This window comes from Aquirufa sp. (assembly GCF_044239315.1).
Classification (GTDB): domain Bacteria; phylum Bacteroidota; class Bacteroidia; order Cytophagales; family Spirosomataceae; genus Aquirufa.
Genome location: NZ_JBIIBQ010000003.1, coordinates 13,899 through 39,697 on the forward strand (window position 1 = coordinate 13,899; position 25,799 = coordinate 39,697).

At 43.2% G+C, this 25,799-nt stretch carries 20 protein-coding genes; 8 read left to right on the top strand and 12 right to left on the bottom strand.

Annotated elements, in window-relative coordinates; translation table 11 throughout:
* Positions 1-396 (top strand): HIT family protein, encoded by a 396-nt coding sequence (locus ACILP5_RS01400; RefSeq protein ID WP_395616860.1) that lies wholly within the window; start codon positions 1-3, stop codon positions 394-396.
* On the opposite strand, the gene ACILP5_RS01405 is transcribed toward ACILP5_RS01400, so the two are convergent.
* Positions 388-1,413, bottom strand: coding sequence for an NAD(P)H-dependent glycerol-3-phosphate dehydrogenase (locus ACILP5_RS01405; RefSeq protein WP_395616861.1), 1,026 nt, complete (start codon positions 1,411-1,413; stop codon positions 388-390). The genes ACILP5_RS01400 and ACILP5_RS01405 overlap by 9 nt on opposite strands.
* Before the next feature lie 86 nt (positions 1,414-1,499).
* Here ACILP5_RS01405 and ACILP5_RS01410 point away from each other — a divergent pair, with 86 nt between their 5' ends.
* Positions 1,500-4,190, top strand: coding sequence for a glycoside hydrolase family 2 TIM barrel-domain containing protein (locus tag ACILP5_RS01410; protein ID WP_395616862.1), 2,691 nt, complete (start codon positions 1,500-1,502; stop codon positions 4,188-4,190).
* A gap of 1 nt (position 4,191) precedes the next feature.
* On the opposite strand, the gene ACILP5_RS01415 is transcribed toward ACILP5_RS01410, so the two are convergent.
* Genes ACILP5_RS01415 through ettA form a run of 4 tightly spaced genes read right to left on the bottom strand, consistent with a single transcriptional unit; the run spans position 4,192 to position 9,505 of the window.
* Positions 4,192-4,647, bottom strand: coding sequence for a DUF1569 domain-containing protein (locus ACILP5_RS01415; RefSeq protein WP_395616863.1), 456 nt, complete (start codon positions 4,645-4,647; stop codon positions 4,192-4,194).
* Between the two features lies 1 nt (position 4,648).
* Positions 4,649-6,826: a glycosyl hydrolase family 28 protein gene (locus tag ACILP5_RS01420; RefSeq protein ID WP_395616864.1), complete on the bottom strand. Its 2,178-nt coding sequence runs from the start codon at positions 6,824-6,826 to the stop codon at positions 4,649-4,651.
* A 53-nt stretch (positions 6,827-6,879) separates the two neighbouring features.
* Positions 6,880-7,839: an AAA family ATPase gene (locus ACILP5_RS01425; protein ID WP_395616865.1), complete on the bottom strand. Its 960-nt coding sequence runs from the start codon at positions 7,837-7,839 to the stop codon at positions 6,880-6,882.
* Between the two features lies 1 nt (position 7,840).
* Positions 7,841-9,505, bottom strand: coding sequence for an energy-dependent translational throttle protein EttA (ettA, locus tag ACILP5_RS01430; protein WP_395616866.1), 1,665 nt, complete (start codon positions 9,503-9,505; stop codon positions 7,841-7,843).
* A gap of 120 nt (positions 9,506-9,625) precedes the next feature.
* On the opposite strand from ettA, the gene ACILP5_RS01435 reads away from it, so the two are divergent.
* Positions 9,626-10,900 (top strand): DUF349 domain-containing protein, encoded by a 1,275-nt coding sequence (locus ACILP5_RS01435; protein ID WP_395616867.1) that lies wholly within the window; start codon positions 9,626-9,628, stop codon positions 10,898-10,900.
* Here the strand turns inward: ACILP5_RS01435 and murC are convergent.
* On the bottom strand, positions 10,886-12,256 hold the full coding sequence (gene murC / locus ACILP5_RS01440) for a UDP-N-acetylmuramate--L-alanine ligase (protein WP_395616868.1): 1,371 nt from the start codon (positions 12,254-12,256) through the stop codon (positions 10,886-10,888). The genes ACILP5_RS01435 and murC overlap by 15 nt on opposite strands.
* A 103-nt stretch (positions 12,257-12,359) precedes the next feature.
* Here murC and ACILP5_RS01445 point away from each other — a divergent pair, with 103 nt between their 5' ends.
* Positions 12,360-13,814: an arginine decarboxylase gene (locus ACILP5_RS01445; RefSeq protein ID WP_395616869.1), complete on the top strand. Its 1,455-nt coding sequence runs from the start codon at positions 12,360-12,362 to the stop codon at positions 13,812-13,814.
* 98 nt (positions 13,815-13,912) lie between these two features.
* Here ACILP5_RS01445 and glpK read toward each other — a convergent pair whose 3' ends face one another.
* Together glpK and ACILP5_RS01455 are read right to left on the bottom strand one after the other, a co-directional pair.
* Entirely contained in the window at positions 13,913-15,409 is a 1,497-nt protein-coding gene (gene glpK, locus ACILP5_RS01450; protein ID WP_395616870.1) for a glycerol kinase GlpK, read from the bottom strand.
* Positions 15,410-16,111, bottom strand: coding sequence for an MIP/aquaporin family protein (locus ACILP5_RS01455; protein ID WP_395616871.1), 702 nt, complete (start codon positions 16,109-16,111; stop codon positions 15,410-15,412).
* An 88-nt stretch (positions 16,112-16,199) separates the two neighbouring features.
* Here ACILP5_RS01455 and ruvB point away from each other — a divergent pair, with 88 nt between their 5' ends.
* A complete protein-coding gene (ruvB, locus tag ACILP5_RS01460) occupies positions 16,200-17,225 on the top strand; it encodes a Holliday junction branch migration DNA helicase RuvB (protein ID WP_395616872.1) in 1,026 nt (341 codons plus the stop codon).
* A 9-nt stretch (positions 17,226-17,234) separates the two neighbouring features.
* Positions 17,235-19,337, top strand: coding sequence for a prolyl oligopeptidase family protein (locus ACILP5_RS01465; RefSeq protein ID WP_395616873.1), 2,103 nt, complete (start codon positions 17,235-17,237; stop codon positions 19,335-19,337).
* Between the two features lie 61 nt (positions 19,338-19,398).
* Here the strand turns inward: ACILP5_RS01465 and ACILP5_RS01470 are convergent, their stop codons facing one another.
* Positions 19,399-20,178, bottom strand: coding sequence for a T9SS type A sorting domain-containing protein (locus tag ACILP5_RS01470; protein ID WP_395616874.1), 780 nt, complete (start codon positions 20,176-20,178; stop codon positions 19,399-19,401).
* Positions 20,179-20,301: 123 nt separating this feature from the next.
* On the opposite strand from ACILP5_RS01470, the gene ACILP5_RS01475 reads away from it, so the two are divergent.
* Together ACILP5_RS01475 and ACILP5_RS01480 are read left to right on the top strand one after the other, a co-directional pair.
* Complete coding sequence (locus ACILP5_RS01475) at positions 20,302-21,996, top strand: sensor histidine kinase (RefSeq protein ID WP_395616875.1); 1,695 nt, start codon at positions 20,302-20,304, stop codon at positions 21,994-21,996.
* Positions 21,980-22,681 carry a response regulator transcription factor gene (locus tag ACILP5_RS01480; protein WP_395616876.1) on the top strand — a complete coding sequence of 234 codons (702 nt, stop codon included), beginning with the start codon at positions 21,980-21,982 and terminating at the stop codon, positions 22,679-22,681. The genes ACILP5_RS01475 and ACILP5_RS01480 overlap by 17 nt, the downstream gene beginning before the upstream one ends.
* Here ACILP5_RS01480 and serS read toward each other — a convergent pair.
* Genes serS through ribH form a run of 3 tightly spaced genes read right to left on the bottom strand, consistent with a single transcriptional unit; the run spans position 22,678 to position 25,769 of the window.
* Complete coding sequence (serS, locus tag ACILP5_RS01485) at positions 22,678-23,949, bottom strand: serine--tRNA ligase (RefSeq protein ID WP_395616877.1); 1,272 nt, start codon at positions 23,947-23,949, stop codon at positions 22,678-22,680. The genes ACILP5_RS01480 and serS overlap by 4 nt on opposite strands.
* 12 nt (positions 23,950-23,961) lie before the next feature.
* Positions 23,962-25,281: an aspartate kinase gene (locus ACILP5_RS01490; RefSeq protein WP_395616878.1), complete on the bottom strand. Its 1,320-nt coding sequence runs from the start codon at positions 25,279-25,281 to the stop codon at positions 23,962-23,964.
* An 11-nt stretch (positions 25,282-25,292) separates the two neighbouring features.
* Entirely contained in the window at positions 25,293-25,769 is a 477-nt protein-coding gene (gene ribH, locus ACILP5_RS01495; RefSeq protein WP_395616879.1) for a 6,7-dimethyl-8-ribityllumazine synthase, read from the bottom strand.
* Between the last annotated feature and the right edge of the window lie 30 nt (positions 25,770-25,799).

A 25,799-nucleotide genomic window follows, 5' to 3' on the forward strand; every position in this document is an offset into this window, starting at 1 on the left:
ATGAGCACGATATTTACCAAAATTGTCAACAAAGAAATCCCTTGTCACCTCATCAAAGAGGACGATTGCTTTCTAGCTTTTTTAGATGTGATGCCCTTAGTGGAGGGTCACGTATTAGTGATCCCAAAACAGGAGGTGGATTACATCTTCGATCTAGAGCCTGAATTACTAGGTGATTTGATGAAGTTTGCACAGACGATTGCGCCTGCTATCAAGAAGGCGATTCCGTGCAAACGCGTAGGAGTGGCGGTGATTGGTTTAGAGGTGCCGCATGCACACGTGCATTTGGTACCCTTGAATCGGATGTTGGATATTAATTTCTCGCAGGAGAAGATGAAGCCGTCAGCGGAATCTTTGGCAAAAACAGCCGAATTAATTCGCTCTTTCTTACTTTAAGAAGCCCTTCAGTTTACTCATTTCTAACATCGGATTCGCTTTTTCGTACACGATATTATAAACCGCCTCGATAATTGGCAACTTGATGTTGTGCTGACGCGAGATGCTGTAGATACTTCGCACGGCATAATAGCCCTCTGCGATCATGTTCATCTCGATCTGAGCGGACTTCACGGAATACCCGCGACCGATCATATTTCCAAAGGTTCTATTTCTCGAAAACTGCGAATAGGCCGTCACCAGTAAATCACCTAGGTAACCAGAGCTATTCAAATCGCGGTTTTTCTCCGGATAAACGACATCCAAGAAGATCTTAATCTCTTGCATTGCATTACTCACGAGTACAGCCTGGAAGTTATCCCCAAAACCCAACCCCCGCGTTATTCCGCAAGCCATCGCCACGATGTTCTTGATAACGGCACAATATTCCACTCCATACAAATCCTGGATGGCATGCGCTTGCAAAAAACGGCTATTCAATAGGTTCGAGAAGGACTGAGCTAAGCTCAAATCTGGCGAAGCAATCGTTAAATACGACTGTTTTTCCAGGGCCACCTCTTCCGCGTGGCAAGGGCCAGCGATGACACAGGTTTGGCCTAATGGCAAATTAAAGGCGCGCTCCATCCAATCTGTTACCAACAGATTTTCGTCTGGAATCATACCCTTGATGGCAGAAACCACTTTTTTGCCCTCGAAATGTTTCTTATTTAAGTCCTTTAAAGTACTCGGAATGAAAGCGGCAGGAACCGCAAGAATGATGTATTCCACACCTGCTAGGGCATCCACCATCTTGCTGTAGGTCTTCACCTTACGTGGATTGATGGCCACATCCGTCAAATAGCTGGGATTGTGATTGTATTTACGGATGAATTCCACGTCCGACTTCCGGCGGATCCACCACTTAATTTTCACATTATTCTCCGAAAGGATTTTCACTAAAGCCGTAGCCCAGCTTCCTCCACCCAAGACCGCCACCTGGGTGGGGATCTTTTTCTTTAACTCAGCTAATTCACTCATGCCGTAAAATTACGCTTATTTGATAAATATCCCGGATTTTTTGCCAAATTTGTGACCGTAGCTTTTTATAGCTGACATCTAAACCTATGAAAAAAATCGCCTTATTCCTGCTCACAGGACTATCTTTTTGTGTGCTTGCACAGAAGTCACAACCCCTTCCAGAACATCCACGTCCAGACCTAGAGAGGACGCAATGGGTGAATTTGAATGGCTATTGGGACTTTACCTTTGATTCCTCTTTGACAGCTCCGTCACGTTACGATAAGAAAATTTTAGTGCCTTTCCCCTGGGGATCCCCGCTTTCAGAAGTGAAAGATGAGGCGGATGTGGCTTGGTACCACAAGGAAATTAAAATCCCTGCCACTTGGACGGAGAAGCGTATTTTCCTGAACATTGGGGCCTCGGATTGGGAAACATCGATCTATTTAGATGGGGTTAAAATAGGAAACCATCAAGGTGGATACACGCCTTTTGATGCAGAGTTAGCAGGTGTAAAACCGGGTTCCACGCACCATATTGCCATCAGAGCGGATGACAAACGTCGCATGTTCACGCTGTATGGAAAGCAGGGTTATGGCAATGCGCGGGGGATTTGGCAGACCGTTTATCTAGAGGCTAGAGGCGCTAATTTCATTGATCATTATGCGGTTAATCCGGATATTGATGCTAAAAAAGCGCAGGTGAAGGTCTATTTAGGAGCACCTGTTTCAAAGGAACAATCTGTTCAAGTGAAGCTTTCCAATGGCCAATCAGCCGTGCTGAAGATACCTGCTGGAAAACAAGAAGGGAGCGTTGACATTCCTATAATGGCGATGCATCTGTGGTCCTTAGAGGATCCCTACTTATATGGATTAACGATGACCTCGGGGAATGATGTGGTGAAGGGGTATTTTGGGATGCGGAAGATCTCCGTGGTGAACTTACCGGGATCGAAGATTCCGTATATCGGATTGAATAATAAGCCTATTTATGTGCAATTGGCCTTAGATCAAAGTTACCATCCGACGGGTTTTTATACTTTTCCGTCCGATCAATTTATGAAGGATGAGATTGTACGTTCTAAGCGCATTGGTTTGAATGGGATTCGAACTCACATCAAGGTGGATGTGCCCCGTAAGTTGTATTGGGCGGATAAATTAGGCCTTTTGGTGATGTCTGACTTGCCTAATTCTTGGGGCGATCCGGAGGCGGATATGCAAAAGGAGTCTGAATATACGCTGCATGAGATGATCAAGCGCGACTACAATCACCCAGCAATTTTCTCCTGGATAACCTTTAATGAAACCTGGGGTTTGTTCACTCACAAAGATAAAAAGGCCATCTATACGCCAGAGACTCAGAAGTGGGTAGCGTCGGTGTATCATTTGGCCAAAAAACTAGACCCCACTCGCCTCGTCGAAGACAATTCTGTTTGCTGTGGCAGAGGTCATACCGAAACCGATATCAACTCTTGGCATGCCTATCAAGCAGGTTATGAATGGGATAAGTTGATGGTGGATTATTCCGATAAAACGTATCCAGGAAGCACCTGGAATTTCGAGAAAGGATACCAACAAGGAGCACAACCGATGATTAATTCAGAGTTTGGCAACGTCTGGGGTTACCAGGGAAGCACGGGTGATGTGGATTATACTTTCGATTACCACAAGGCGATGAATTCTTTCCGGAATCACCCGAAGATGGCGGGTTGGTTATATACCGAGCACCACGATGTGATTAACGAGTGGAATGGCTATTATAAATTCGATCGAACCGAAAAGGAAACCGGCTTAAATGCCATTGTCCCAGGTATGTCGCTGCTCGATTTTCATAGTCCTTTCTATCTTTCGACAGGCCAGGAAATCACCTTTGCAGGGAAAGCTGGCCAAAAAATCAAGATTCCATTGCATCTTTCTTCCATGACCAATTCGGCCGGTTCACTTAACTTAAAAATGACTTTATCTGGAACCAATGCGGCGGGCGAAAAATTGAATCGCTGGACTAAAATCTCCATTTTAACTTATGCTGCCTGGGACGTGAAGGCGTTGGATTCCCTAATCATTAACTTGCCAGCAGACAAATCCATCAATACCTTGGCTTTTGAATTATTTGATGTATTCGGAAAAGTGGTGCATCGTAATTTCGTGCATTTGATTGTTGAAGATGGTTCTATCCAACCTTCGAAAGGTCAATTAATCTCCGTGCCAGTAGAACGCTACAGTTCATCTAGCTGGCCAAAGAAACAGTGGGCAGGCGTTTTAGGTCATAAATTAAACGGTGCGGGAGCAGGATATTTCGAATATGAAATCCCTTTCCCTACATCCGGGACGGCAGACATCAAGCAAGTTCGTTTCCTAGTGGAGGCATCCGCTAAACCAATTTTAGGTAAGGACCGCGATGATGCTGGTAAAATGGATGGCGACTACATGTTAGGGAAGGGGACGTTTGACCCGGGCGTTAATCCTAATGCTTATCCACAAACCGATCGCTACACCACACCTGCTAAATTGAAAGTGAGTGCGAATGGGGTTTTTGCGTCTGAAACCATTTTAGTAGACGACCCAGCGGATCACCAAGGAATCTTGTCTTGGCATTACCAGGCGCGCAATAAAAAATTAGATGAGGCCGGAACTTATGGTTATTTAGTCCAAGGGGTGATTCCATCGTCTGCTTGGCAGCAAGCAGCAAAAACAGGAAAATTGATCTTGCGTTTCGAGGCCACAGAAGGCGGATTATCCCTGTATGGAGATCAATCGGGGCGTTATGTGATTGATCCGAGTATCATTATCGAGAAATAAACTAAACGCCAAATTGAGCCAAATGGTGGTCAATGTGCTTGTAAAGCAAGTTGTTCCACTCGATGGCGCTCAGTTTGCCCAGGCTTAAAGAAGGGGTGTTGGATAATTGTTCAGCACCCATTTCTTGAATGGTTTTAATTAATTCTTTTAGGCGATCCCTCACTTTTGAGAAATGGTAAGAATCAGCTCTAATAAACGTGGGTGATGTAGGTAAATTTTGTTTGTAAGGGACTTCGTTTACCATAGAATCCTTGTATGCTTTAAGAATGATTCGCATGTACAAAGGTGGTCGATCCGTATTTATTCCCAGAATCTGTTCATAAGGAACGGCGCAATGAGAGAGCATTTGATCTACAGACATTTTACCCCAAAGCGCCTGGCTCTCCGGATTCAATTGATCGATTCGTCTGAAAAGTTCTTCCGTAGTGGAAGCAAGGTAAATAGAAGGATAAGCCATATTAGTTCAATTTCCAGCGTTTCACATTAATTAACTCCGGTATTTTTTCTCCGGTTTGCGTAAAATTAGCATTTGTTAATTGAATATCCGTGGCTTCAATCACGCGGTAGGTTTGTTTAGCCTCGATATCTAAATTGGATAGATTAATGTGGTGAATCGGCATTTCTGGAAGTCCACGAATTAACAATCCGGTTTCTGCACCTTTCGCCACCACACGATCCACATAGATATTCTTGAATTGTGGCGTTCCGGCATCGACAGGTTTGCTTTCGATTTTAGGAGTTTCGTCTCCATTCCCGAATGTCGCCACAGGATCTTTCCCTTGGTAGTACATATCGAACAAGATGGCCTCGCCTGCGATGTTCTTCATGCTGATATCTTGGATGTATACATTTTCTACTACACCACCGCGACCGCGCGCTGTCTTGAAGCGTAAACCTACGTCCGTTCCTAAGAATTGGCAGTTTGAAACAAATAAGTCATGCACACCACCTGACATCTCACTCCCGACTACGACACCGCCGTGGCCATGGAATACGACACAATTATCGATGGTGATGTGTGCGCTTGGACGGCCTCGTTTACGGCCTTCCGCATCTTTGCCTGATTTTAAACAGATTCCGTCATCCCCTACATCGAAGCGGGAGTTGCGGACTGACACATATTCACAAGATTCGATGTCGATGCCGTCGCCGTTTTGAGCGAACCAAGGGTTTTTAACTGTGATGTTTTCTACCGTAAGGTGTTTAGAAAGAAGTGGATGGATGTTCCAGGCGGGGGAGTTTTGAAAGGTAACGCCCTCTAATAAAATCTGCTCACACTCGCGAATTGAGATCATATTAGGACGAAGGAATTCTTTGATTTCCTCGGCTTTGGCCTCTGTAAATCCTGCCGCTATGACACCTGGTCGATCCATTGTTGATCCTTTTAAGGCGCGAAGAGTCGGATACCAAGTATCTTTCTTGTCATCTAAAACGCCACCCGAACGAACCAATTTGTCCCATTCGCCCGGCGTTAATTTCCCTTTCTTCACCGGTCTCCAGGCCTCGCCATTTCCATCGATGATACCTGAACCCGTAATCGCAATGTTGCGCTCGCCTACGGCAGTAATCGGAGACTGTGCTCTAATCGCATCAACACCTTCCCAGTTTGTTCGAACTAAGGGATATTGTGCTGCATCTGCACTGAATTGCAAGACCGCACCAGCGTCTAAATGGAAATTAATATTCGAGCGCAAAGTGATCGCACCCGTCACCCAAAAACCAGCAGGCACCCGCACCACGCCACCGCCTTGTTTTGCCGCGATGTCGATGGCCTGTTGAATCGCCGACGTATTCAAGGCACTTGCGGATGAAACGGCTCCGTATGAAACGATATTTAACGTGTCCTTTTTAAAGGCGGTCTCTGCTACATTAGGCAATTCAAAAGCATATTTCTGAGAGAAGCTAGACTTCTTTAAGAAGCTGCGCAGGTGTTCATTCGAAGCTAAAACAGCCTCAGCGACGATTGATGCAATTTTTCTGGCCCCAAAAGGAGAGAAGTGTGTATCGTCCACCACCCCTTTGCTAAATTTTTTGAAAATGCCGGCAGGGTAATGTAGGAACATTTTTTTAGCCCCCTCAGGCCCTTCGGCGCTGATGTATTTTTTACTTTCTTTCTCTACGTCGATTAAAAGCACTTTTTCTGCGGAGGCTACTTCGCGAACTACACTTGGATAATCCGCATGTTGATCCACAAATACACCTGTGGAATCGAATTTTCTACGTTGTGTAGGCGTTAATAAGATAGGAATTCCGCCTTTAGAGCGTGTCTCGCGAACATAGCGAATGAGGTTCTCGCGGAAGTCGGTTTGTGCAGGAGCGTAACGACTTGTGTCGGAGACTTTGGCGTCATTATGGCCAAACTGAATCAACACATAATCCCCCTTTTTGATCTGATTATATACCTTCGCCCAACGGCCTTCTCTACGGAAGCTTTTCGTACTACGGCCATTGTAGGCGTGATTTTGAACTTCCACAGCTTCGTTAAACAACTGTGAAAAAGGCATCCCCCAACCTGTCTCTGGAAAGTCTGCCGAAACCTTGTCTGCCATCGTCGAATCCCCGATCAGGAAAACGCGCATGGGCTCGGTCGCAGTGAAACTAAAAAAGAAAAGGCACAGGATAACAAGGTATTTCATAAGGATCTATTTTGCTCTAAAAGCAATAAATACCCCAATTTTACCCAAAAAAATTAGCGATTAATTGCGACGCTACTTAAAATCGATTGGATGATTTGCAAGGTCGTGATGTTATCCGCTTCCGCCACATAATTCAAAATGATGCGGTGATTCAAGATATCTGGAGCCATTTCCTTGATGTCTTCCGGAAGCACATAATCGCGTCCCTCTAAGTAAGCCATCACTTTCGCAGCTAAATTCAACTGAATACTCGCACGCGGTGAAGCTCCGAATTGGATATAACCCGCCTCTTGCGTCAAACCATATTCGGCCGGATTTCTCGTCGCAAATACGAGCTCAATGATGTATTTTTCCAAAGTCTCCGAAATCGTAATTTCATTGATTTCTTTGCGAATTTTAGCGATATCTTCCGCGTTTAATACGGTTTTAGGCTCGTAGTTGAAGTCCATGTTGGACTTTTGGCGCATTACGGCTAACTCTTGATCTTTATCTAAGTAATTCAAGAATACCTTCAGCATGAAACGATCCACCTGTGCCTCTGGAAGCGGGAAAGTACCCTCTTGCTCTACGGGGTTTTGAGTGGCTAATACTAAGAAGGGTTTATCTAAAGGATAGGTCGTATCTCCGATCGTCACTTGCTTCTCGGCCATCGCCTCTAGCAGGGCAGATTGCACTTTAGCAGGGGCACGGTTAATCTCATCTGCGAGGATGATTTGAGCGAAAATAGGCCCTTTTTTTACTTCAAATTCCGATTTTTTCGGATTATAAATCATCGTCCCCACTAAGTCCGCTGGCAATAAATCCGGCGTGAACTGAATACGGTGGAAATGCAAGTCGAGAATTTTAGCTAAGGTATTAATTGTCAATGTCTTAGCTAATCCAGGCACCCCTTCTAATAAGACGTGTCCGCCGGTAAAAAGACCGACTAATAGGCGGTTAATCAGGCGCTCTTGGCCTATGACCACCTTGCCCATTTCGTCAATGACTGCCTGAATTTTCTCTCTTGATGTCATATTACTGTAATTTCTTGTAACGAATACGCTTCGGTGTTGTGTCCCCTAAACGTTTCTTACGTGATTCTTCGTATTCTGAATAATTACCTTCAAACCAAACTACCTGCGAATCGCCTTCAAACGCTAAAATATGCGTCGCAATACGGTCTAAGAACCAACGGTCGTGGGAGATGACTACCGCACAACCTGCAAAGTTTTCTAAACCTTCTTCCAGTGCACGAAGTGTGTTCACATCCAAATCATTGGTAGGCTCATCGAGCAATAAGACGTTCGCGCCTTCCTTCAACATCATCGCTAAGTGAACGCGGTTACGTTCTCCGCCAGATAACATGCTGATTTTCTTCTCTTGATCTGCTCCGTTAAAGTTGAATTTGCTGACATAGGCACGTGCATTCGCTTGTTTTCCACCTAACATCACCCAATCATTACCATCAGAAACCGTTTCGAAAACTGATTTCTCGGATTTTAATTGATTGTGCTCTTGGTCGACATAAGCCAGTTTCACCGTTTCACCTACTTCAAAAGTTCCCGCATCTGGCTGAATCTTTCCTGTAATCAGATTGAATAGGGTCGTTTTACCGGCACCGTTTGGTCCAATAATACCGACGATTCCAGCTGGAGGTAAAGAGAAACTTAGGTTTTCGTACAATAATTTGTCGCCAAATGATTTCGAAACACCCTGTACCTCGATTACTTTATTACCTAAACGAGGACCCGCTGGAATAAATAATTCCAACTTGTCTTCTTTCTGTCTGTTCTCTTCTGAAAGGAGTTTTTCGTACGCCCCAATACGCGCTTTGGACTTCGCCTGGCGTGCTTTTGGCGCCATACGTACCCATTCTAATTCGCGTTGCAAGGTCTTCTGACGTCGCGATTCGGTCTTCTCTTCTTGTGCTAAGCGATTTTGCTTTTGCTCTAACCAAGACGAATAATTTCCTTTCCAAGGAATTCCTTCGCCCCGGTCTAATTCTAAAATCCAACCTGCCACGTTATCTAGGAAGTATCTATCGTGGGTTACGGCGATCACGGTACCTTTGTATTGACGTAAATGTTGCTCTAACCAGTCTACGGATTCTGCATCCAAGTGGTTAGTAGGCTCATCTAATAACAAGACATCGGGTTCTTGTAATAATAGACGACAAAGCGCCACACGGCGTTTTTCACCACCAGAAAGCGTGCTAACTAGGGCATCAGATGGAGGACAACGCAAAGCATCCATCGCCTTTTCTAAACGCGTATCTAATTCCCACGCATTGAAGTGGTCTAATTTCTCTTGAACTTCGCCTTGGCGCGCTAATAATTTGTCAAAATCTGCATCTGGATCAGCGAATGCTTCGTTGATTTCGTCGAACTCTTTTAACAGGTTCTTGATTTCTTCTACCGCCTCTTCCACGACTTCGATGACCGTTTTGTTCGGATCTAATTGCGGCTCTTGCTCTAATAAACCTACCGTATAACCTGGCGAAAATACGACATCACCCGTATATGATTTGTCGATTCCAGCGATTATGCGCAATAAAGTGGACTTTCCTGACCCGTTAAGACCCAAAACTCCGATTTTAGCGCCGTAGAAAAACGACAGATAAATGTTTTTTATAATGGTCTTTTGAGGAGGTATGACTTTCGACACACGCTCCATCGAAAAGATGATGGTTTCGTTACTCATGAAATTTTATTTTGTACAACCCACAAATATCGCAATTTTTTAAATAAATTAGAGGAGAAATAAGAATTACGATTAACATTTGAGCCAAAGCAACTGCTTGAAGCTCTTTCTTTAAAACATATGAGCCAGCCCACTTCAAACAAATTTGGATTTTGCCGCGACGGCAAAGTTTTCATCAACGCCTATTTAAGCTACCCAGAGCGCGAAATCGGATTCGTGCGTAATTCAGAAGAGGAAGCATTAGCCTATTTTGTGAAACGTTTTGATCTTGCCGTTAGCAAGGTGAAAGGTTTGTCTGCTGAAATCGAAGCGGCGCAAAACAAAGGCTCCTTTTTAACTAAAGTTTTGCAAATGCAAACCTACCTCATCGAGTTCGATGGATTAGGAGATTTCGAGCCCTTGTTAGCCGAATTAGAGAAGCATGAAGCTTATTTGAAAGAATTAATTCAGGCTAATCAAGTAAAAAACTTGGAAATTAAGCGTGCTTTGATTCAAGATGCGAAGGAAATATCGGAGGAAGAGGATGTAGTGGAAGCAACAGATAAGTTGATGGAGGTCAAGATGAAGTGGGTGAAGACGGGTCCTGTTGACAAACAATTTCAAGACGAATTGACGGCTGAATTCCAAGAGGTATTAGATGCCTTTTTCTTGAAGCGTCGTAGCTATTTTGAAGAGAAAAACCGTCAGATAGACGAAAAAATCCTGATTTTACAGGGATATATAGATCAAGTCCACCAATTACGCAAGGCGGAGGATATAGATGATTCGGTGGTTAAGGTGAAGGAAATACAGAAGGAATGGAAGAATGTATTAGGGCTTCCACCTAAGAAGCAGTCGATGCTTTGGAAGAACTTCAAGAAGGCAAACGATATGTTCTTCGAGAAATATAACCGAATTAAAGGAATCGACTACAAGCCACGTGTAGATCCACGCGTATTAGAGTTGACGGCCATGACGGGCGATTTGGAATTAAGATTAAAAGATCAAGTGAATATCGTTGCTACGGCCGATTTAGCCAAAGCCAACCTAGTGAAATGGAAAGAAATTTCCTCACAAGTGAAGAACATGGACCGCTCACTTGCAGAGCGTTTCCGCACGATTTGTGATAAGATTTTTGAGATGAATTATTTGCTGCGTGTGATTTCGTATCGCCACGCAAATTTGAATGAAAAGCCACGCATCGAGCAGTTGAAGATTATGATCAACCAGATGGATTATATGGCGAAGAAGGAGCGAAGTGAATTAGAGTCGGCCATTGCAGAAGCAGAAGCTACGCGTATGATGGAGGACAAAGTCACCATGAGTAAAATCAATACCCAGAAACGTAAAATTTCTATGAAGGAGATTTTATTGAATGGATTTAAAGAAGAATTAGATCAATTATTGAATTCGTAATCCGAGTTCGGTAGCTAATCCAGGAAAATCGAGACCATCGAAGGTGCCAGAAGACATCATCAATAGGTTTTGGTTTTCCTGATTTTGTTTTAACAGGTATTCTTTCAGTTCAGCTTGCTCTCGTAATACGATTAAATTCGGGTGATTAAAATACGTCTGGACCGTTTCCGCTTCTATTTTATCCATCTGTTTAATGGCGCGAGCATGTTCACTTAGATAGATAATCGCCACATCTGCATCCGCTAAAGTACCCTTGTATTCAGGTAAAAATGCCGGATTTAAACTGCTGAAGGTATGTAATTCTAAAGCGGCTACTAATTTTCGCTGCGGGAATTGTGCTTTTAATGCCTGCGTAGTCGCTTTTACTTTCGATGGGGCATGTGCAAAATCTTTGTACAATAATTGCGTAGCTGATTCGCCTACCCACTCCAGGCGTTTAGCAGCCCCTTTGAAGGACTGAATCGCCGTATAAAATTCAGTTTCGCTCACTCCTAATTGAGTGCAGATGTGCAAGGCACCCTGTAGATTCTTTAAGGTATGTTCTCCAAAAACCTGTAAGCCATATTCCTTTCCATCGTTTCCTTTCAAGAAAGTTTGGCCATTTCTAATCACGGAATCGTGTGCTTCATATCCCTCTGATTGGCAGTGTGCTGGGCAAGCCTCAGCAATGGCTTCTAGGGTTTTATCTGTTTTATCGAAGAATAAATGACCTGCTTTAGGCATCTCTTTCACCAGATTTTCGAAGGCTTGCGTATAGGATTCGAAAGTTGGGTACACATTTATGTGATCCCAGGCGATGCCTGAAATCAAAGCGATATGCGGTTGATATAGTAGGAATTTTGCTCGGCGATCGATAGGGGAGGCTAAATATTCGTCCCCTTCGATAATCATGATGGGTGCATCTGAAATGGATGCCATCAAGTCAAAACCCTCGATACGTGCTCCTACTAAATAGTCGAATTTCCTGTTTAAAGTCTTTAACACGTGCAAAATCATCGAGGTAATACTCGTTTTTCCATGACTTCCGGCGATGACAATGCGTTGCTTGTTTTTGCTTTGTTCGTAGATGAAGGAAGGATAGGATTCGATTTTCAATCCTAAATCCTGCGCTTTTAAGAGTTCAGGATTGTCCGCGCGTGCGTGCATTCCTAAAACAATGGTATCAATGTCTTGGTTAATCTTCTCTGGGAACCATCCAAATTCAGCTGGGAGTAGGCCATGCTTTTCTAATAGACTTTTAGAAGGTTCGTATATTTCATCGTCTGAGCCCGTTATTTCGTGTCCTTGGGATAGGAGAGCTAAGGCTAAGTTGTGCATCGCAGCACCACCGATGGCGATAAAATGAATTTTGGACATAATAACTTAATATGTATTTAGCTTGCAAAGTACATACTTTTATTGCAGTTTTGCACGTTTTTCCACAAACTCGAGGTGAACTCGGGTGCATTTAAACATTAGGATGAAAAATTACATCGATCTAATTGACCAAACCATCGAGTTTCCTACTCGTGAGTTCAATATCAATGAGAACAATGAATTGTTGTTTAACAATGTGCCTTTAATGGAAATCATTAAGCAATACGGTACGCCTTTAAAGGTTTCGTATTTGCCTAAAATTTCTGAACACATCGAGAATGCGAAGCTTCTCTTTAGAAATGCGATCAAAAAGTACAATTACAAAGGAAATTATACCTATTGCTATTGCACGAAATCGTCTCATTTCTCTTTCATTTTAGAAGAAGTTTTGAAGCAAAATGTACACTTAGAGACGTCTAGTGCGTTCGATATCCCGATTATTCGCGATATGTACAACCAGGGGAAAATCTCAAAATCGACGTATATTCTTTGTAATGGCTACAAACAGCCATTATATACCCAATACATTTCGGAGTTAATCAATGATGGCTTTAATTGTATACCCGTTCTAGATAACTTGAAAGAAATCGATTTCTACGAAAAATCGGTGACCGCTGAAAAGGTAAATATCGCCATTCGAATCGCGACAGATGAGGAGCCTGATTTCGCTTTCTACACCTCTCGTTTAGGGGTACGTTATTCCGATGTAAATACGCTTTATAACGAAAAAATTAAGCCTAATCCACGTTTTAACTTGAAGATGTTACACTTCTTCATCAACACAGGAATTAAGGATTCTGCGTATTATTGGTCTGAATTAAGCCGATTCGTTTACAAGTATTGCGAAATGAAGAAGATTTGTCCAGAATTGGATTCGATCGACTTAGGCGGAGGCTTACCTATCCAAACCTCTTTGCAATTCAATTACGATTACCAAGCGATGGTGGATGAAATCGTCGAGTCAATCTCGTGGATTTGCAATAAAAATAATATTCCAGTTCCGAATATCTTTACCGAGTTTGGATCTTACACTGTAGGTGAAAGTGGAGCCGTTTTATATGAGATCATTGACCAAAAACTGCAGAACGATAAGGAGCTTTGGTATATGATTGATGGCTCATTTATTACGCAATTGCCTGACTCGTGGGGAATGAATCAGAAATACATTATGCTTCCAGTGAATAACTGGGGAATGCCTTACCAAAAGGTAAACCTTGGAGGATTAACCTGTGATTCAATGGATTTCTATAATACCGAAGCACATAGCTCCGACTTGTACTTGCCTATTTTTGAGGAGGAGTCAGAGCGTCAATATGTAGGATTTTTCCACACAGGAGCCTATCAAGAATCATTAGGGGGTTATGGCGGAATTCAACATTGCTTGATACCAGCGCCTAAACACGTGATCATAGATCGCCTAGAAGACGGCACGATTACCACTCGCCTATTTTCCGAGGAGCAAAAGAGTGAACCCATGTTAGACATACTTGGTTATCAACAAGTTGTGAAAAAAGAAAAAAAAGAAGTAGCTTTAAAAAATAAATTAACTTCTGTCTAATATGAAAAAATGGGTTCTATTATTAGCAATGGCTAGCACAATTATCTCGTGCTCAAGACAAGCTAATTGCGCTGCTTACGGAATGACCCGTGCGAATACTACTCCTCCCAGTCAAAGGTTTTAGTCACGGCTTTCTTCCATTGCTTGCGATAAAGTTTTCTTTTATCGGGATCCATTGCTGGTTTCCAAGTATGCGCAATACCCCAGTTTTTTCGTAGATCATCCAAGTTTTCCCAATATCCTACCGCAAGTCCAGCTGCATAGGCGGCTCCTAGCGCTGTCGTTTCGATTATTTTAGGGCAGATTACCTCTTCTCCGATGATATCGGACTGAAATTGCATCAGAAGCTGATTCACAACCATCCCACCATCTACTCGCAGCGAGGCAATCGGAATTCCTGCATCTTTTTCCATGGCCTCTAAAACTTCCCAAGTTTGGAAAGCGGTGGCCTCCAGAGCGGCACGTGCAATGTGTGATTTATTAATATAACGGGTTAATCCGACCAAGGCGCCACGAGCATCTTGTTTCCAATAGGGGGCATACAATCCGGAGAAGGCGGGTACGAAATAACATCCGCCATTGTCGTCTACTTGTTTCGCTAATTTCTCGATATCTGGGCTATGTTTGATAATCCCTAAATTATCGCGCAACCATTGAACTAATGCACCTGTGATTGCCACAGAACCCTCTAATGCATAATGAACTGGCTCGTTACCCAATTGATAGGCCACTGTAGTTAATAGTCCAAATTGGGAAGGAATCGCCTTCGTTCCCGTATTCATCAAAAGGAAACAGCCGGTTCCGTAGGTGTTTTTGCCTTGACCTGGGTCGAAACAGGTTTGGCCAACTAAAGCCGCCTGCTGATCACCTAGAATGCCTGCTAAAGGAACACCGCCTAGAACTCCTTTCGCTTTGGCGTAAACCAATGAGCTGGATTTGATTTCTGGTAACATCGCTTTCGGGATGCTTAATACCTTCAGAATTTCGTCATCCCAGGCGCAGGTTTGCAAGTCCATTAATTGGGTGCGGCTGGCATTAGTCACATCCGTAATGTGGATTCCGCCCTCAACGCCACCCGTTAAATGCCAGGCAATGAAGGAGTCCATGGTGCCGAATAAGGCATCCCCTTTTTCTGCGTCTGCTCGCAATCCGTCGATGTTATTTAATAACCAGCGAAGCTTTAATCCGCTGAAATAAGTCGCTAAAGGAAGTCCTGTTTTTGCTCTGAATCGGTCCATTCCGCCATCCTTCGCTAATTCAGCTAGTTCGGATCCCACACGAGTATCTTGCCAAACAAGCGCATTATAATAAGCCTTGCCCGTTTTCTTGTTCCAAACCACGGTAGTCTCCCGTTGATTCGTGATTCCTACTGCGGCTAAATCTTTTGCTGAAAGGTTCGCTTTGCCTAGCGCAAGTCCGATGACCTCTTGTGTATTTTTCCAAATCTCATCCGAGTCATGCTCCACCCAGCCCGCTTGGGGGTAGATTTGCTTGTGCTCTTTTTGGCCTACAGAAATTATCTCTCCAGCCTTGTTAAAGATGATAAAACGGGAACTTGTTGTGCCCTGATCAATGGATCCTACGTACATAGTCAATTAGTTGAGAGTCAAAATAAAGGCACCTAATACGGCACCTGCCGCCGGTCCTAACACCGGAATCCAGGCATAGTCCCAGCCAGAATCCCCTTTATTGGGAATGGGTAAAATAGCGTGCATAATGCGCGGCCCTAAATCACGTGCTGGATTAATGGCATAACCTGTTGTTCCCCCTAATCCAAGGCCAACAGCCCAGACCAAGATTCCGACCATAAATGGTCCTAATCCCGTTTCTATCGTTGAAAAAGTGCCTAAAGCCACCACCGCTAAAGCAGAAGCAAAGGCTTCGGAAATAAAGTTGAAGGGCGTATTTTTTATCGCTGGATCTGTACAGAAAGAGGCACGAATGGCTCCTTTATCTGTCGTCGCATCGTAATGTGGCTTGTAATGTAACCAAACTAATAATTGGCCTAACATCGCACCTAGTAATTGTGCTCCAATGAAAGTAGGGAATAGACTCCAATCCCCTGATTTCACACATCCTGCGATGGTTACGATGGGATTTAGGTGAGCCCCTGAGCTTCCGAAATAGGTAGAAACAAAAATGGCGATCGTTACAGCAAATGCCCAGGCAGCTGCTATGGCTAATAATCCCGTGCCGTTTCCTTTCGTGTCTTTTAAAAGCATATTAGCAACAACGCCGTTTCCAAGGTATAATAGGGTAGCAGTTCCGGCTAATTCGCCGATGAAAATGGATGACATAAGTTTAGGTTCAGATTTTTGGTTTTCCAAAACTATAAAATCTTCTCAATAAAAAAATTATCTTTGATTTCAATTTACTATTTCGACGATGCGTGAAGATTATTTAACTGGGGATTCCGAGGCGTTGAACCCGCAAGAGAAGGAGTTTGACAAAGCATTACGTCCTTTGAGTTTCTCGGATTTTTCTGGACAAGGAAAGATTGTAGACAATCTTCAGATCTTCGTGGGTGCGGCAAAAGCTCGCGAGGAGGCCTTAGATCACGTTTTATTGCACGGGCCTCCGGGTCTAGGAAAGACGACCTTATCCCACATCATCGCGAACGAATTAGGATCTGCCTTGAAAATATCTTCGGGCCCAGTATTAGACAAGCCCTCTGATTTAGCTGGTTTGTTAACAAATTTGCAGCCATACGACGTTTTATTTATTGACGAAATTCACCGCTTGAACCCGATTGTGGAGGAATATTTGTATTCCGCAATGGAGGATTATAAGATTGATATCATGTTGGATTCTGGGCCAAATGCTCGAAGTATTCAGATCGGTTTGAATCCATTTACCCTTATCGGAGCGACAACTAGAGCCGGTTTATTGACCTCGCCTTTGCGGGCACGTTTTGGGATTAATGCCCGTCTGGAGTATTACGATGCCGCTTTATTGACGAAAATCGTGAAACGCTCGGCGGCAATATTAGATATGCCAATCGATGAAACGGGTGCATATGAAATTGCGCGTCGTAGCCGTGGAACACCGCGTATTGCGAATAATTTATTGCGCCGTACCCGTGATTTTGCACAAATGAAAGGCAACGGTTCCATCGATGTAAAGATTGCAGAGATTGCCCTAAACGCCTTGGATGTAGATCAAAACGGCCTAGACGAAATGGATAACCGTATTCTATTGACCATTATTGAGAAATTTAAAGGTGGTCCAGTCGGTCTTACCACTATCGCGACGGCTTGTGGCGAGGAGGCTGAAACCATCGAAGAAGTATATGAACCTTTTTTAATTCAAGAGGGATTCTTGAAACGAACCTCTCGAGGTCGCGAGGCTACGGAAAAAGCGTATCGCCATGTGGGGATAGCGCCTAGAGCCGAGACAGGATCTTTATTTTAAATCAAACCTATGTCAACATCTAAACACTTAATCGCAGCGATGATGCTTGTTTCTGCGTCCACTTTGGCCCAAATGAAATACCCAGTAACTAAGAAAATCGATCATATCGATAATTACCACGGAACCCAAGTCGCGGATCCTTATCGCTGGTTAGAAGACGATAATAGCGAAGAAACAAAAGCCTGGGTGAAAGCGCAGAACGAAGTCAGTTTCGGTTATTTAAACCAAATCCCGCTTCGCGAAGAATTCAAAAAACGCATCGAAGCACTCAGTAATTACGAGAAAATCTCTGCGCCTTCTCGCAAAGGAGAATGGTATTATTTCTATAAGAATTCTGGTTTGCAAAATCAATCCGTTTTATACCGCCAAAAAGGGCTCAATGGAAAACCTGAGCAAGTCATCGATCCGAACACTTTATCGAAGGATGGAACGACTCGTTTAACCGCTTTCTCTTTGAACAAAACAGGGAAATATGCCTGCGTAGGCTTGAGCCTAAGCGGAAGCGACTGGCAAACCTATTATGTTCGCGATATGGAAACGGGTAAAAACCTAGCCGATGAATTGAGCTGGGTGAAAGTCAGTGGCGTGGCTTGGAAAGGGAACGGCTTCTACTATTCTCGCTATCCAGATCCAGGTAAAGGAAAAGAATTGAGTACAAAAAATGAGAACCACCAAGTATGGTTCCACACGGTAGGAACGTCTCAATCTCAGGATAAATTAATCTATGAGGACCCTAAAAATCCGCAGCGTTTCCACACAGTGAGCACGTCGGATGATGAGCGTTTTGCGTTCTTAACGATTTCGGATCGTGGTAAAGGTTTGGATGGAAACGCCCTTTGGGTGTTAGATGCTTCTAAAAAAGAAACAAAATTTAAGCCTGTTGTGGCTGAACCGGGGAAATACGATTTCAGCATCGTGGATAACGATGGCGACATCTTGATTTTGGAAACGAATGAAGGAGCTCCCAATAAGAAAATCGTTCGTGTGGATCCAGCGAATCCTTCGAAGGAAAATTGGAAAACCATCGTTACTGAGAGATATGAGCCTTTACAAGGGGTAAATACGGTGGGCAAACGGTTGTTCTTGAATTATTTAAAAGATGTGACTTCTCGCGTGTCTATCTACGATTACACAGGCAAAGCTCTAGGAACAGTAGCCCTGCCCGGCTTAGGAAATGCAGGTGGTTTCGGTGGTGAGAAAGAGGATAAATTTACGTTCTATACCTATTCTTCTTTTAATTTTCCACCTACGATTTACCGCTACGACTTAGCGACAAATACGTCTACGGTATTCCAAAAACCAACTTTGGCCTTCGATCCATCAGATTACACGGTCGTGCAAAAGTTTTACCCTTCTAAAGATGGCACCCAGGTTCCCATGTTTATTGTGAGCAAAAAAGGCCTAAGTCTGAACGGTAAAAACCCGACAATTCTTTATGGTTACGGCGGATTCAATATCAGCTCCACGCCTTCCTTCTCAGCGAGTTTGATCCCTTGGTTAGAAAAGGGTGGGATTTATGTGGTGGCTAATTTACGCGGTGGTAGCGAGTATGGTGAGAAGTGGCACGAAGCGGGAATGAAATTGAAAAAGCAAAATGTATTCGACGATTTTATCGCTGGTGCTGAATTTTTAATTCGCGAGAAATATACTTCAACTGCCTATTTAGCTGCATCAGGTCGTTCAAACGGTGGCCTATTGGTCGGAGCGGCAATAAACCAGCGTCCAGATTTATTCGCGGCGGCGATTCCAGGTGTGGGCGTAATGGACATGTTACGTTTCCAAAAATTCACCATCGGATGGAATTGGGTCGCGGATTATGGTAGTAGCGATAATGCAGATGAATTCAAAGCATTATATGCTTTCTCGCCATTGCACAATATTAAGGCGGTGAACTATCCGGCCACCATGGTCTTCACTTCAGATCACGATGACCGTGTCGTACCAGCACATTCATTTAAATATGCGGCTACACTTCAAGAAAAGAATACCGCTGCCAAGCCGATGATTATTCGAATTGATACGAATAGTGGTCACGGTTCTTCGAACACTGCTAAGTTAATTGAACTAACAGCTGACTCTTATGCCTTTGTTCTATACAACATGGGCAAATAATGAAACAGAAAAAGCCTGGAAAATTCATTCCAGGCTTTTTCATTCTCAAACCTTAAGCGGATTATTTTACTTCTACTCTTCTAACAGCTCCGTCATTTCCTTGCGTAACGCGTAAGAAATAAATTCCAGCACCAGCTTTCTTTAAGTCAATTTGACCTAAATAGTCGCCTTGAAAATCCTTCACTGTTTCTGTTGCAATCTCTTTTCCATTTACATCTGAAACGGCGATGGTTACATTTCCTTTTGTAGGGGCCTTAAAGCGAACATTTAATTTGCCATTAAATGGTTGATTTTGTTTTCCTGAAAGACCTTGGATAGTTTTAGGACCATTTTCTTCAGCCCATTTCTTAAGTTTTTTCAAACGCATGCCAGGTCTGCCCATTGGGCCATCCATTTCAAATGAAAATTCCTTCGGCATTCCTTCTGGCCCACCTTCTCCACGGAAGATCATTACTTTAGGTTCTTGTCCATGTGCACCTGGTGCCATTCCTGGTCCGCCGCGGCGAATAATGATGCGCCTATCTGGACCTCCCTCAGGACCACCTTCGATTTTCTCCATGATGATACCACTAGGCTGGTCTGATATCGTTGAATGAGATTTGTTTACATCGACGCGAACGATCTTTTTCTTGCCACCGGTCGTAGTAATGTTGATATCTAGGGAATCATTTAATTTTTTGATTTCAGCGTCAGCTTTATCTGAGTCAGAGAATTTCTTCTCTATGACACGTTCTTTACCGTTTTCGTTAATCATGATTTTAACGGTAGCCTCTTGTTTCTCTTGTGCAAAAGCGGTTGTTGACATGCAAACGGCTAAAGCGGTAATAAATAGATATTTCATAAATTTTGGTTTTTGATCCGATGCAAACTTACGAAAAGCCTTTAAATTGAAAATGTTAAAGAGTGTTAATGTGATGAGCGGCTGCTTTTTATCTCTTACATTTGCATTCAATTATTTGGCCTTATGTCGAAACGTAAAATACGCTTATTGATTGCCTTGATGTCTTTTGCCCTTTTAGGATTGATTGGGTTTCAGGCCTATTGGTTGCGTTTTATGTTAGAGACTAAACAAGAAAATTTTGCCAAAGACGTCCGTAACAGCCTCGAGCAGGTAGTTAGAAAATTAGAGAAGCAGGAAATTTTGGTTATTGCTGAGCGTCAAAAAAGGCTGGATGCCATAGCTGCAAATCCTCCGGTGAAACCTAAAAAGAAGGCTATCCCCTCTCCAGTAATAGAAAGCGCCTCAGCAGAAGAGCATCCTATTCTGTTACCTCCACAGCAACAAGTTGTATTTGTGCAAAAATCTTTCATGTTACCGAATGGGCAACTAGCTGAGGTTACGGAAGAATATACCGTAGATGAAGATCCGGAAGAAACACGCCAACGGCTAAGAGCACAGGCTGCGATGAATCGGATGTTTAAGCGGGAACAAATGAAAGCGTTGCTTAAAATGCGACGTCGACCTGATCGTCAGAATCAGAGTCAAGAAGATCGAAATTCCCAGTCGTTGAAAAAACTGGAGAAAGAGAAATCTGAACGTGCGGATTTAGAAAAGGTTTTGAAGAAAACCCAGCTAGCGAAAGAGGTTTTTTCTGACTTTTTATTCAAGGAAAGACCGATCCTGCAGCGTCTTCAACCAGCCTATTTAGACAGTTTAATTCAAAAAGAATTGCATGATAAAGGTGTTGCGCTAGACTATTCTTTTGGCATTCAGAATTCTCCTAAATCCTGGATTTACACTTCATCCCCTGAAATTAAGAACCAAAAGAAAGTATTTGAAGCGGATTTATTCCCGAATGATCTGCATCCATCTAAAAATATATTAAAAATCTATTTTCCCGATAGTGCCGCTTTTATTTGGCAAACAATGGGCCTTAGTTTAGCGGGTTCAGGTTTATTATTGCTCGTGATGATCGGCTGCTTTTATTTTGCGGTTTTGACCATTTTGAGACAAAAGAAACTGGCAACAGTTAAAAATGATTTCATCAATAACATGACACACGAGTTTAAGACGCCTATAACCTCGATTTCACTAGCTACACAGTTGTTACAAGAAGAATTGAAGCCAGGAAAAAATGACTCTATTTTGCGTTATTTAGGCATTATTAAAGAGGAAAATACCCGCCTAGGTCAGCAGGTGGAGCGCGTTTTGCAAACCGCCCAAATGGAGAAAGAGGAAATCACGCTCAAACGCAAGTCTGTTGATTTATCGGCCTTAATACATCATGTAGCAGAGATAAATGGGCCATTACTTGATTCCGTTAACGGGAACTTAACCTTAAACTTAGCGGATTTGCCCGCCTCTATTTTACTTGATGAGGTACATATTTCCAATGTATTAAATAATTTATTGGATAACGCGGTGAAGTATAGCCCCTCCAATCCTCAAGTCGAAATCGTTGCCCGTCCACAGGATCAAGGTATTTTAATAGCTGTAAGAGACCAAGGAATGGGAATGCCGAAAGAAGCGCTAAACAACATTTTTGATGCCTTTTACCGGGTGCCTACTGGGAATGTACACAATGTGAAGGGCTTCGGTTTAGGACTAAGCTATGTGCGGAAAATCGTGGAAGCCCACGAAGGGAAAGTGACCGTAAAAAGTAAATTAGGAGAAGGAAGTACATTTGAAATCTATTTGCCCTATGTCAAAGACGCCTGAAATTTTAGTCGCTGAGGATGACCCGAATTTAGGGTTATTGTTAACAGAATTCTTGAAAAAGAAGGGATATAAAGTGTCTTGGGCTCAGAACGGGGACGAAGCATTGGATCTTTTTGTAAAAGGTTCTTTCGATTTATGTCTATTAGACGTGATGATGCCTAAGAAAGACGGTTTTTCTTTGGCCAAAGACATCCGAGCAAATCACCAACAGGTGCCCATCATTTTCTTAACAGCGAAGTCGATGGAGGAAGATACACTTCACGGCTTTAAGGTGGGAGCCGATGATTATTTAACTAAGCCTTTCTCGATGGAGGTTCTTGTGGCAAGAATGGAAGCTATTCTTCGCAGAAGTCATTCCGATAAATCGGTGCCTAGTTTAGCAGATGAAATTACCTTAGGTAATTACACGTATATTCCAGCGAAAATGCGTCTAAGCATCGGAGATACCGAATTAAAGTTCACCCCGAAGGAGAACGAATTAATGAAACTTTTGTGTGAGAATTTAGGTCGTCCAGTGAGCCGTAGTTACGCCTTGAAATTGATTTGGGGAGATGATACCTATTTCAATGCGCGCAGTATGGATGTATACATGACGAAGTTGCGCAAGATGCTAAAAGAAGACCCTCGCGTCCAGCTTTTGAATCTGCACGGCGAGGGTTTCCGATTGAGTGTAGAAGGGCTTTAGTTAATGTGCGTAAAGCCTGTATAAGGGACTAGAACTTCTGGAATCTTGATTCCATCCGGCCCTTGATTATTTTCTAAAATGGATGCTACGATGCGTGGTAAGGCCAAAGCCGATCCATTTAACGTATGGCACAAGATCGATTTTCCATCGATTTTCGTTCTCAACTTCAATCGATTTGCTTGGAAGGTTTCGAAATTACTCACCGAGCTAACTTCTAACCAACGATTTTGAGCACCTGACCATGCTTCCATATCATAAGTTAAAGCTGAAGCAAAACCCATATCGCCGCCACAAAGGCGAAGCACGCGGTAATGCAATCCTAATTTCTGAAGTAATCCTTGCACGTGTAGTGACATTTCCTCTAAAGCCGCATAAGAATTCTCTGGTTTGTGTATCTGAACAATTTCAATCTTGTCAAATTGGTGCAAACGATTTAAACCACGCACGTGAGCTCCCCAAGAACCTGCTTCACGGCGGAAACAGGGCGTGTGGCCCACGTTTTTGATTGGTAATTCTTTCTCATTCACGATCACATCGCGGTATAAGTTTGTTATAGGTACCTCTGCTGTAGGAATTAAGAATAAACCCTCTTCTTTCGTTACATACATTTGGCCTTCTTTATCCGGCAATTGTCCTGTCCCAAAACCCGACTCTTCATTAATCAAAATAGGAGGTTGAATCTCATAATAACCCGCTTTAATAGCTTCGTCTAGGAAGAAGTTAATTAGCGCCCGTTGTAAACGCGCGCCTTTTCCTTTGTAAACTGGGAAGCCAGCCCCCGTAATTTTATTCCCTAAATCGAAATCGATGATATCGTATTTCTTGATCAAATCCCAGTGTGGTTGTGCATCCGCAGGTAACTCAGGTACAGATCCCCACGTTAAAACTACCTCATTGTCATCAGCCGTTTTCCCTTGCGGAACTGAGCTATGAGGAAGGTTTGGTAAGGTCACTAACAAATCAGTTAACTCCTTTTCGGCGGCTTTCGCAGCCTCTTCCATTTCCTTAATCGATGCTTTAAGGGCAGCTGTTTCTGCACGCTTGCCTTCGGCTAATTCTTTTTGGCCGGATTGCATTAATGCACCAATCTCTTTTGCTGCCGCGTTAGATTTCTCTAAAGCTGCTTCCGCCTGCTGTAAAAGTGCTTTGCGTTGATCGTCTTGTGCGATCAATTTCGCTACGATTTCAGCCGCATCCGCAACATGCTTCTTTTGTAAACCAGCGATCGTAGTTTCTTGATTCGCGCGAATAAAGGGTAAGGTTAACATAGCTCGGTTTTTTTAGAAAAGTCCTTCGTTTAATGCATTTAATGCATCATTCTTGTGGGAAGCATCGACTAATAAAGAAATATTGTGTTCGGATGCACCGTATGAAATCATGCGAATAGGAATGCTTTTGACTGCATTTATAACTTTAATAGCAATTCCTTCTTTATCTGCCCAGAAATTACCCACGATACAAATAATCACTTGGTTCATGTCTGGATCTTCTAGCTCCGCAAACTCGCGCAATTCACTCATAATCGCATCTAAATGCGTCGTTTGGTCGATGGTTACACTCACAGAAACCTCTGAAGTCGTAATCATATCGACCGGTGTTTTGTATTTTTCAAACACCTCAAACACACGTTTTAAGAAGCCATAAGCATTCAACATGCGTGTTGAGTGAATGTAAATGGCGGTAATATTATCTTTTGCAGCGATGGCTTTAATCTCTATATCAGTTGATTTTTCTGAGATTAAGGTTCCAAAAGCGCTCGGTTCCATGGTGTTTTTCAAACGAACCGGAACCCCTTTTAATTTCGCCGGTGTGATGGTGCTTGGGTGCAAGATTTTGGCCCCAAAATAAGCCAACTCCGCCGCCTCAGCGAACGAAAGCTCACGAATCGGGAAGGTATTCTTCACGATACGCGGATCGTTATTGTGCATTCCGTCGATGTCCGTCCAGATCTGAACTTCCTCCGCTTGAATGGCCCCACCGATTAAGGACGCCGTGTAATCGGATCCACCACGTTTTAAATTATCTACTTCACCAGCCGGATTACGGCAGATGAATCCTTGTGTAACGAAAATTTGCTTTCCTTTAACCGGAGATAATACGGCTGCTAATTTTTGTTCGATGACGGATAAAATAGGCTCATTATCTTCGTCAATGACCATAAAATCTAAAGCTGGCAATAAGGCAGAACTAACGCCTTCCTCTTGCAAGAAAGCTTCGAAAATTTGAGTAGAAAGCAATTCGCCTAATGCGACCATTTCCTTCTCTTGCTTCACGGTGTATGGAGCCGTAGCAATCAGGCTATCGATGAAATTAAATTCTTTTTCAACAATAGCTTGTCCTTTTCCTAGGCCAGCAGGAGTCGAATATAATTCAGTTAAGAATTGATCATAATGCGCACGTAATTCATTCGCCTTCGCTTTCGCTTCCGAAGTATTTCCTGCATTTAATGATTCTGAAATCGATAGTAAGGTATTCGTGCTACCGGAAAGGGCAGAAAGCACTACAATTTTTGGTTGTCCGTCTTCCGTGATTAAGGAGCGGATAGACTTCATTCGTTCTGGTTTTCCGACGGAGGTACCTCCAAATTTCCAAACTTGCATATATTCTCGTATTATATTCCTAACATTTTGATGGCTGTTATGGCCGCCTCATCGCCCTTATTTCCGTGTTTTCCACCTGCGCGATCCATCGCTTGTTCTTGTGAATTAGGCGTTAAAACCCCAAAAATAACTGGTTTGTCATACTTCAAACTCACATTCGTAATCCCATCCGCCACTGCCTGGCAGATAAAGTCGAAGTGTCGTGTCTCACCTTGAATCACACAGCCTAGGCAAATGACGGCATCGATATTCGATTGCTGAGCCATTTTTTGAGCTCCTAAACTTAATTCGAAGCTACCTGGAACCTTAGTGCTTATAATATTATCTTCCTTCGCACCGTATTTTAACAAGGTATCATACGCGCCTGAATACAAGGCATGCGTCACCTCCGTGTTCCACTCGGAAACAACGATGGCGAAGGTTTTGCCTGAAACGTCCGGCAAATTTTCGGTGGTAAAATCACTCAGGTTTTTAAGTGCTGAAGCCATAATAGGGGTTAAAAAAACAAGGGATAAAAG

What these genes read in the sequence shown, in the direction of transcription:
- ACILP5_RS01490 (WP_395616878.1), bottom strand. Translation starts at nt 25,281, where the DNA reads ATGCAAGTTTGGAAATTTGGAGGTACCTCCGTCGGAAAACCAGAACGA.
- ruvB (WP_395616872.1), top strand. Translation starts at nt 16,200, where the DNA reads ATGCGTGAAGATTATTTAACTGGGGATTCCGAGGCGTTGAACCCGCAA.
- ACILP5_RS01455 (WP_395616871.1), bottom strand. Translation starts at nt 16,111, where the DNA reads ATGTCATCCATTTTCATCGGCGAATTAGCCGGAACTGCTACCCTATTA.
- ACILP5_RS01445 (WP_395616869.1), top strand. Translation starts at nt 12,360, where the DNA reads ATGAAAAATTACATCGATCTAATTGACCAAACCATCGAGTTTCCTACT.
- serS (WP_395616877.1), bottom strand. Translation starts at nt 23,949, where the DNA reads ATGTTAACCTTACCCTTTATTCGCGCGAATCAAGAAACTACGATCGCT.
- ACILP5_RS01470 (WP_395616874.1), bottom strand. Translation starts at nt 20,178, where the DNA reads ATGAAATATCTATTTATTACCGCTTTAGCCGTTTGCATGTCAACAACC.
- ACILP5_RS01465 (WP_395616873.1), top strand. Translation starts at nt 17,235, where the DNA reads ATGTCAACATCTAAACACTTAATCGCAGCGATGATGCTTGTTTCTGCG.
- ribH (WP_395616879.1), bottom strand. Translation starts at nt 25,769, where the DNA reads ATGGCTTCAGCACTTAAAAACCTGAGTGATTTTACCACCGAAAATTTG.
- ACILP5_RS01400 (WP_395616860.1), top strand. Translation starts at nt 1, where the DNA reads ATGAGCACGATATTTACCAAAATTGTCAACAAAGAAATCCCTTGTCAC.
- ACILP5_RS01420 (WP_395616864.1), bottom strand. Translation starts at nt 6,826, where the DNA reads ATGAAATACCTTGTTATCCTGTGCCTTTTCTTTTTTAGTTTCACTGCG.
- ACILP5_RS01435 (WP_395616867.1), top strand. Translation starts at nt 9,626, where the DNA reads ATGAGCCAGCCCACTTCAAACAAATTTGGATTTTGCCGCGACGGCAAA.
- ACILP5_RS01480 (WP_395616876.1), top strand. Translation starts at nt 21,980, where the DNA reads ATGTCAAAGACGCCTGAAATTTTAGTCGCTGAGGATGACCCGAATTTA.
- ACILP5_RS01425 (WP_395616865.1), bottom strand. Translation starts at nt 7,839, where the DNA reads ATGACATCAAGAGAGAAAATTCAGGCAGTCATTGACGAAATGGGCAAG.
- ACILP5_RS01475 (WP_395616875.1), top strand. Translation starts at nt 20,302, where the DNA reads ATGTCGAAACGTAAAATACGCTTATTGATTGCCTTGATGTCTTTTGCC.
- murC (WP_395616868.1), bottom strand. Translation starts at nt 12,256, where the DNA reads ATGTCCAAAATTCATTTTATCGCCATCGGTGGTGCTGCGATGCACAAC.
- ACILP5_RS01415 (WP_395616863.1), bottom strand. Translation starts at nt 4,647, where the DNA reads ATGGCTTATCCTTCTATTTACCTTGCTTCCACTACGGAAGAACTTTTC.
- ettA (WP_395616866.1), bottom strand. Translation starts at nt 9,505, where the DNA reads ATGAGTAACGAAACCATCATCTTTTCGATGGAGCGTGTGTCGAAAGTC.
- ACILP5_RS01410 (WP_395616862.1), top strand. Translation starts at nt 1,500, where the DNA reads ATGAAAAAAATCGCCTTATTCCTGCTCACAGGACTATCTTTTTGTGTG.
- ACILP5_RS01405 (WP_395616861.1), bottom strand. Translation starts at nt 1,413, where the DNA reads ATGAGTGAATTAGCTGAGTTAAAGAAAAAGATCCCCACCCAGGTGGCG.